General features: G+C 64.9%; 4 protein-coding genes and 1 pseudogene. 3 read left to right on the forward strand and 2 right to left on the reverse strand.

Features of this window, described 5'->3' with window-relative positions; genetic code table 11:
• Positions 1-6: 6 nt before the first annotated feature.
• Positions 7-1,200, forward strand: a complete 1,194-nt coding sequence (marP, locus tag BST40_RS11155) for an acid resistance serine protease MarP (protein ID WP_089025098.1) — start codon at positions 7-9, stop codon at positions 1,198-1,200.
• On the opposite strand, the gene BST40_RS11160 is transcribed toward marP, so the two are convergent.
• Both BST40_RS11160 and BST40_RS11165 read right to left on the reverse strand, forming a co-directional pair.
• The gene (locus tag BST40_RS11160; RefSeq protein WP_075547847.1) at positions 1,193-2,161 is read right to left on the reverse strand and encodes an alpha/beta fold hydrolase; all 969 of its coding nucleotides are present in this window, start codon (positions 2,159-2,161) and stop codon (positions 1,193-1,195) included. The genes marP and BST40_RS11160 overlap by 8 nt on opposite strands.
• The gene (locus tag BST40_RS11165; protein ID WP_075547848.1) at positions 2,162-2,683 is read right to left on the reverse strand and encodes a phage holin family protein; all 522 of its coding nucleotides are present in this window, start codon (positions 2,681-2,683) and stop codon (positions 2,162-2,164) included.
• Positions 2,684-2,932: 249 nt separating this feature from the next.
• Here BST40_RS11165 and BST40_RS11170 point away from each other — a divergent pair, with 249 nt between their 5' ends.
• Entirely contained in the window at positions 2,933-3,631 is a 699-nt protein-coding gene (locus BST40_RS11170) for a chymotrypsin family serine protease (protein WP_075547849.1), read from the forward strand.
• 729 nt (positions 3,632-4,360) lie between these two features.
• A pseudogene (locus tag BST40_RS33210) lies at positions 4,361-8,071 on the forward strand (non-ribosomal peptide synthetase); the annotation flags it as partial.
• Positions 8,072-8,143: the final 72 nt, after the last annotated feature.

Raw genomic sequence — 8,143 nt, forward strand, 5'->3', positions numbered from 1 at the left:
AATGCCATGACCCCGTCACAATGGCTCGACATCGCGGTGTTGGCGGTCGCTTTCATCGCGGCGATCTCGGGCTGGCGCTCCGGTGCGCTGGGCTCGACGCTGTCGTTTGCCGGCGTGCTTTTGGGCGCGATCGCCGGAGTGCTGCTGGCGCCCCACATCGTCACCCACATCGCGGCCCCCCGGGCCAAGCTGTTCACCGCGCTGTTTCTGATCCTGGGACTGGTCGTCGTCGGCGAAGTCGCAGGTGTGGTGCTGGGACGGGCGGTGCGCGGCGCGATCCGCAACCGGCCGGTCCGGGTGATCGACTCGGTCATCGGGGTGGCGGTGCAGCTGGTCGTGGTGCTGACGGCGGCGTGGCTGCTGGCGACGCCGCTGACCCAGTCGAAGGATCAGCCGGAGTTGGCGGCGGCGGTTCGCGGGTCACGGGTGCTCGCCGAGGTCAACGAGGTGGCGCCCACCTGGCTCAAGACGGTGCCCAAGCGGCTTTCGGCGCTGCTGAACACCTCGGGCCTGCCGCAGGTGCTGGAGCCGTTCAGCCGCACCCCGGTCATTCCGGTTGCCTCGCCCGACCCGGCGCTGAGCGATAACCCGGTGGTGACGGCCACCGCGCCGAGCGTGCTCAAGATCCGCAGCCTGGCGCCCAGTTGCCAGAAGGTGCTGGAGGGCAGCGGCTTCGTGGTCGCGCCCGAGCGCGTGATGACCAACGCGCACGTGGTCGCCGGGTCCAACAGCGTGCAGGTGTACGCCAGCGGCAAACCCCTGGACGCGACCGTGGTGTCCTATGACCCTTCGGTCGACATCGCGATCCTGGCCGTCCCGCACCTGCCGCCGCCGCCACTGGTGTTCGCCCAAGAAGAAGCCAGAACGGGCACCAGCGTTGTGGTGCTGGGCTACCCCGGCGGTGGCAACTTCACCGCGACGCCGGCCCGGATTCGCGAGGCCATCAAACTCAGTGGTCCCGACATCTACCGCAACCCGCAGCCGGTCACCCGCGACGTCTACACCATCAGGGCCAACGTGGAGCAGGGTGACTCGGGCGGGCCGTTGATCGACCTCAACGGTCAGGTGCTCGGCGTGGTGTTCGGCGCGGCCGTCGACGACCCGGACACCGGGTTCGTGCTGACCGCCGGTGAGGTGGCCAGTCAGCTGGAAAAGATCGGGGCCACCCAGCGCGTCGGCACCGGGGCCTGCGTCAGCTGAGCCGGTGCACCTGATCGAGGAACCGCGCCAGCTGCCGGTTGACCTCCTCGGGCGCTTCTTCATGGCAGAAATGTCCGGCGCCGGAAACGGATACGTAGCGCCCGTGCGGTGCGTAACGCTGAGTGCGCTCGACCGGATCGGCCAGCACGTAGGGATCGGCGTCGCCGCGTAGGTGCAGCAACGGCACGCCGAGCTGCCGGCGCATCGACTTCATGAAGCGCCGGCCTTCGCCGCGCAGCTGACTGCGCACCGCCCAACGCTGATACTCCAGTGCCGAGTGCGCGGCAGCCGGTATCCGGATGGCCTGCCGCAGATAGCCGATGGTCTGCGAAAAGTCTTCAGAGGCAACCCATTTGGCGCTGCTGCGAATGCGCATCAGGCGCTCGATTTCGGCCGCGTCATGTCGGGTCAGTAGGCGCTCGGGCCACAGCGGCACCTGGTAGCGCAGCAATGTCGGCAACAGCGCGCGGCCCTGGTCTCGCCTGGTCAGGGTCGACCGTCGCAGCGCGGCCGGGTGCGGTGAGCTGATCAGCGCGATGGACCGCACCAGCCGGGAGTGCAGCAGCGCGGTGGTCCAGCAGGCGAGCCCGCCGTCGGCGTGACCGACCAGCGTCGCCGAGGAGTGTCCCAGCGCGCGGATCAATCCGGCCGTGTCACCGGCCAGGGTCCAGCCGTCGTAGCCGCGGGGCGGTTTGTCGCTGCCGCCGTAGCCGCGCAGGTCGACCGCGACCACCCGGGCACTCGTGAGCCCGCGCAACTGGTGACGCCACGACCACCAGAACGAACCGAACCCGTGCAGCAGCATCACCAGGGGCCGTGCCATGGCCGGTATGACCGGGTCCGTCGCGTCGGGGTCGGTCGGAATGGCCTCGACGACATGGAACCGGATGCCGTTGGCGTGCACGTCCAGATGCCGCCATGGCCCGTCGATGCGGGTCATCGACGGATCTGGCGCCGGCACTTACCAACCCGACGGATCGGTGGGCGTGTTGCCCTCGGGTACCGCCGCAGGGCGGGTCACGGCCGGGGTCTTCTCATGGCCCGGCATGAGCGCGGTGCGAGTCTCCTTCACCGACTCGATGGTCTGCCGCGGTCCCCGGATCCGGCGGACCTTCAGGAAACCCAACAGGGCGAGCACCACGGTGGTCACCACCATGAGGGCGAACACGATCAGGAACGCCACCCAGCGCCACAGCCAGGAGTCGAGCAGCTCGGCGAGGAAGAAGAACAGGAAAAAGGTCGAGTAGAACAGCACCACCAGCGCGGCGATGAAGAACACGCTGCCGGTCAGACCCTTCTTGACGTCGCGAGTGATCTCGGCGCGTGCCAGTTCGACCTCGGCCCGCACTAGCGTCGACATCTGGGCGGTCGCGTCTTTGATCAGGTCGCCGATCGACGGTTCACCGGGCCGGGCGTGCGGATCGGCCAACGGAATCGTGGTCAGCGTGCTGGGCACACCGGTCTGGCGATCAGGTTTGCTCACAGACGATCCTCTCGCGTTGACGGGCCACGGTTTCGCGGTAGTCGCGGTTTATGTTGCCATGCGCTCCGGGTGCCGGACGAGGCCAGCCAAAGACCGTGAGTCACCGGGCGGTTTCAACCTATTAAATTGACGGTCAGCGGCCACAACTAACCGCATCGGACGTAGTCTGACGATCATCTACACTGGCGCATCTGTCCTTGATGTCCGGTGATGTCCGGAAGATGTCCAACCACCGACGGGAGTACCACTTTGCAGACGGCGCACCGCCGCGTCACCGCGGCGACCGTGGCCGTGTTCCTGGCTGTTGGGTTTCTTCCCGCGGGCACCGCGGCCGCTGACGACAAGGTTGCGTTGGGCGGCGGCGCGGGCATCGTCGTCAACGGGGGGACGTTGTGCACGTTGACGACCATCGGTCACGACAAGAACGGCGACCTCATCGGATTCAGCTCCGCGCACTGCGGTGGTCCGGGCGCGCCCGTCGCAGCCGAGGGTGCGGAGGCGAAAGGCATCGTGGGCACCATGGTGGCCGGCAACGACACCCTCGACTACGCGGTGATCAAGTTCGATCCGGCCAAGGTGACGCCGGTGGCCGACTTCAACGGCTTTGCGATCAACGGCATCGGCCCCGATCCGACGTTCGGCCAGATCGCCTGCAAACAAGGACGATCCACGGGCAACTCGTGTGGGGTCACCTGGGGTCCGGGGCAGGACCCGGGCAGCATCGTGATGCAGGTCTGCGGCGGCCCCGGGGACTCCGGGGCGCCGGTCACGGTCGACAACCTGCTGGTCGGGATGATCCACGGAGCCTTCAGCGAGAGCCTGCCCAGCTGCGTCACCAAATACATTCCGCTGCATACGCCGGCGGTGGTGATGTCGATCAACGCGGACCTGGCCGACATCAACGCCAAGAACCGGCCGGGCTCGGACTTCGTCCCCATCGGGGGCTGAGCTATTTCGCGGCTGTTTCGCGAGCTGAACGCCGCTGATTTGGTGACTCGGATTCCGCCGCTTCCGAACGGGTTTGGTGGGTCCAGGAACAACAGTAGGGTCTTATCCACCTGACTTCAGGCGGATAAGACCCTACTGGTTTGTCGACGAGGTCAGTCGATAACAGTGTCGGCGTGGAACGCGGGGGCCGTGTAGGCGCCCTCGGTTTCGCAGAACAGCAGTTCATGTGCCATGTGGTTCTCTCCTTCAGCCAAAGTGAAGAACTGTCTGTGGCTCTTCCCATCCTCTGGCGTAAGAGCTTGCCAGTTGTCGGGAAACGGAACATCCCCTGAATGGTTGCCGATTAGGGGGAATTTAGGGGGAATGTCTACCCCACGGTCTGGGGGATGCGATGTCCCCCGATCGGGGGACATGGATAGGGCCGCGACTGCTTTTGGCCCGGCCGCTGAGCACCTCCGCCGAGCCCGTAGTCATCGCCGGTCCCGAGAAAGCCGGAACCCACCCCCGGCGCTCGCCCGAGCCGTCGATGCGAATGAAGCGGTTCGGCGGCTAAACTCTATCGCGGCGATGTCGGGCGTGCTGAGCACACGTGTTGTATGTCGGTTGCGATGATCTAGGTGGAAAGCAAATGGCATGGGTCCGGATCATTGCCGGGGCTCTTCGTTGGACATGCCCCGCGTTGATTTGTCGAAGCAGTCGGACGCCATTCTCCCGACATGCCGGTACCTAATGCCTGAGTCCACCAACCTGCAGAACGGCATGCCGGGTGGTGAGCAGTCGCTCGCGCTGACCCGTGGGCAGCTTGATATATGGCTTTCGCAGGAGACGAATGGCTCGGGAAAGCCTTGGCAGGCAAGCCTTATCGTGGTGATCGGTGGCGTCGTCGAGCCAAGCCTGATCGAGCGCGCGGTCAGACAGGCGGTCGCCGAGTGCGAGCCGCTGCGAGCCGGAATTTTCGAGGTGGACGGACATGTGTATCAGAAGCTTGCGGACTATCCAGCTGCCGCGGTCCCGTTCTTCGACCTGAGTAGTTCGCGGGACCCGGTTCAGGAAACGTACCAGCTGGCCTCGTCCATGCAGCGCCAGCCCATGGCCTGGACTGGGCCATTATTCCGATTTGCGTTATTCCGTACAAGCCCGAATCAATTTTACTTGTTTGTCTGTCTACATCATATCGTTGTTGACGGATTTAGTTCTGTCATGTTCGTCAGTCGAATTGCGACGATCTACTCGGCCATCGTGTCCGGGCTAGCGGCTCCGGAATGCTCTTTCGGCACGCTGCGCGATCTTGTCAGTACCGAATTAGCGTACGAGGCTTCCAGAAGGTATCGAGAAGACCTGCGGTTTTGGAAAGAGAACCTTCCGCCACACCGCGGGCCGGTGAACTATCGGTACGTGGATGCCGGTGACGGGGACGATGATTACTTCGCGTCGGCGCCGGTGGCACTGGACGCTCAGGCCGTGCAGAGAATCGACGATCTGTCGCAGACGTTAGGCGTCAGCCGACGATCGGTGATCGCGGCGGTGTGCGGACTCTTGGTACAGAGCTGGGACCACAGCGGACCCGAGGTAGTGCTCGATTTCCCGGTAGCCAGACGCACCAGTGAAAGGTTGAAGACGATTCCGGGGATGGTTGCCGGGGTGGTTCCGCTGAGGTTGACGACACCGCCAACCTCTTCCGTTGGCGAACTGTGCATCCAGGCGGATTCACAGATACGCCAGGTCGTTCGGCATCAACGGTTCCCGGTGCAAACTCTCAGCGGCCCGCTTCGTGGAGTTGCGCTGAATTTCTTTCCGTCCACGACGGTTCCGCAATTCGGCAATGCGCCGGCTTCGCTGGTGTATACGAACTTCGGCCGTGGGGATCGGTTCGGGTTGTTCTTCATGAACGAGGACAACCGGCTGTTTCTCAGCACCGCAGGTCCCGGCGCGCCGTCGGCAGATTTCGAGGGCGCCGCTCTGGCCGCCAGACTGGCGCGGCTTTTCACCTTCATCACCGCCGACCCGGGACGGCGGTTGTCATCGATAGACCTGCTCGACCAATGCGCGGACCGCCACATTCATGCCTGGAGCAATCGTGCTGCGCTGACAATCCCGGCTGCTCCCAGTCCCTCGATCCCGGCGTTGTTCGCCGCCCAAGCGGCGCGGACAGCTGATGCCGTCGCCGTGACATCCGCGGACTGTGTATTGACCTACCGGCAACTCGACACGGCCAGCAACCGACTTGCGTCCCGGTTAGCCGACCGCGGAATAGGCCCCGGTGATGTGGTGGCGGTGCTGTTGCCACGCAGCGGCCGCGCCATCGTGGCAATCCTGGCGGTCCTCAAAGTGGGAGCCGCCTACCTGCCGATCGACCCGGATCACCCCCGCTCCCGCATCGCTTTCCTGCTCGGGGACACCGCACCACTGGCCGTTCTGACCACTGGTGACCTGACCGCGCTCGTGGACGGCCACGACGTTGCGCTCATCGACGTCGACGCCCCCGCTATCGCCGCCGCCGACACCCCGCCAGCGCCCGACGCTGACGAAATCGCCTATGTGCTTTACACTTCCGGCACCACGGGGACGCCCAAAGGGGTGGCGATCACCCATCGCAACATCGTCCAGCTCGTCACCTCGGCACCACTCAGCGCCCAAGCCGAACCCACGGTGACGCAATGCCATTCCTATGCTTTCGATTTTTCCGTATGGGAAGTCTAGAGCGCACTGTTACACGGCGGGCGCCTGCTGGTGGTAGGTGAAGACGTAACCATATCCCCCAACGATTTTCACGCTCTGCTGGTGGCGGAAAATGTTACCGTACTGACCCAGACGCCCTCAGCCGTCGCGGCCTTGTCGACGGATGGGCTGAGCGGTACAACACTCGTGGTTGGCGGTGAACCGTGCACCGCCGAAGTGGTGGACCGCTGGGCGCCCGACCGGGTGATGGTCAATGCCTACGGCCCAACCGAATCCGGCGTCTGTGTCTCCATCAGCACACCACTGACTGCCGGTTCCGGGGTGGCGCCCATCGGACGGCCGCTGCCGGGGACCGCGCTGTTTGTATTGGACCCGTGGTTACGGCAAGTGCCCACCGGGGTGGTGGGGGAAATATACGTTGCGGGAAGCCAAGTGGGGCTTGGTTATTGGCGACGCCCCGGGTTGACGGCGTCACGGTTTGTGGCGTGCCCGTTCGGCGGGACGGCAGCGACGGGAATTCGTATGTACCGCACCGGCGATCTGGCTTGTTGGGGCGCCGATGGTCAACTGCACTACAAGGGTCGCTCCGACGAACAGGTGAAGATCCGCGGCTATCGCATCGAGCCTGCCGAGATCGCCACTGTGCTAGCGCAGTCACCCGGAGTGGAGCATGCGGTCGTCATCGCACGCGAAGATCGTGTCGGCGAGAAACGGCTGGTGGGGTACATCACCGGCGCTGCCGACCCGAACGTGGTCCGCGCCGGGCTGAAAGACCGCCTGCCCCATTACATGGTTCCGGCAGCCATCGTGACGCTCGGGCAGTTGCCGGTGACAGTCAACGGGAAACTCGACGTTGCCGCGCTGCCCATTCCGGACTACACCGCTGACCGATACCAGGCGCCGACGACACCGGTGGCCGAAATCGTGGCCGGAATCTATGCGGGGGTCCTCGGCATGGAACGCGTCGGCGCCGACCAATCATTCTTCGACCTGGGCGGTGATTCGCTGTTGGCGATGCGAGTGGTGGCAGCAGTCAACACCACTGTGGGCGCGGACCTGTCCGTGCGGGTGTTGTTCGATGCCCCGACCGTCGCCGAACTGACGCCGCATATCAGGGCCGGATCGGCTGCGTCGCTGCCTCTGGCGGCGGTTGAGCGGCCCGAGAAGGTGCCGTTATCCCTTGCCCAGCACCGCATGTGGACCGTCATCCAGTCGCAGGGCCCGTCGGCCGTGTTCAACATCCCCTGGGTGTCCGAGTTGCATGGCCCGCTCAACGCGGAGGCGTTGCGACAAGCCTTGGCCGACGTGGTGAGTCGTCACGAACCCTTGCGCACCGTTTATCCGGCCGTAGACGGCATACCGCATCAAGTCGTATTGCCGGTCGAGCACGCGCGCTTGTGCTGGGAAGTCGTCGATGCCACCGCGTGGACGCCCGATCGGCTCCGCGACGTTGTCGCCGCTCAAGCCCGCCACCACTTTGACATCGCCGCCGAGATGCCGCTGCGAACCCGGTTGTATCGCGTGGCCGACGACCAGCACGTGTTGGTTCTCGTGCTGCACCACATCGCCGCTGACGGCTGGTCGCTGGCCCCGCTGACTGCCGATCTCGGCCTGGCCTATCGCAGTCGATGCGCCGGGCAGATCCCCTCCTGGGAACCGTTGCCCATCCAATACATCGATTTCGCCCTGTGGCAACGCGCATACCTGGGTGATCCGCAGGATCCCGACAGCAGGATCGCCGCGGACCTCCGCTACTCCGAAGTTACGACGGGTTCTGACTGGGGATTAGTGTTCTGAGCTGGCGATATGGGCTGCTGTCTCGTCCTGATGTGT

This window comes from Mycobacterium persicum (genome assembly GCF_002086675.1).
Classification (GTDB): domain Bacteria; phylum Actinomycetota; class Actinomycetes; order Mycobacteriales; family Mycobacteriaceae; genus Mycobacterium; species Mycobacterium persicum.

Excerpts from the sequence above, each read along its gene's own strand:
- marP (WP_089025098.1), top strand. The coding sequence starts at position 7 with ATGACCCCGTCACAATGGCTCGACATCGCGGTGTTGGCGGTCGCTTTC.